Annotated in this window: 1 pseudogene; it reads right to left on the reverse strand. The window is 45.9% G+C overall.

Annotated features, from left to right (window positions below):
* Positions 1-231, reverse strand: a pseudogene (locus tag AAA952_RS22360) (IS110 family transposase); the annotation flags it as partial.

The raw sequence follows: 231 nt of genomic DNA on the forward strand, positions 1-231 counted from the left end.
ATGGCTAGCGCATCGTTGTAGTCATTTTTATTACCTTGCCTAAAAGGAACCACATACTGCGGGGCAATTAACTTAACTACGTGCCCAAATTGCTCGAATTCTCTGGCCCAATAACTCGCGCCGCCACACGCCTCCATAACGATAAGGCAAGGCTCAATTTTCGCAACAAAGGGCAGCAAGTCTTTGCGTCTAAGCATTTTCTTTTTGATTAACTTGCCCGCTTTATCGACG

Source organism: Shewanella sp. M-Br (assembly GCF_036245925.1).
In the GTDB taxonomy this organism is placed as follows: domain Bacteria; phylum Pseudomonadota; class Gammaproteobacteria; order Enterobacterales; family Shewanellaceae; genus Shewanella; species Shewanella oncorhynchi.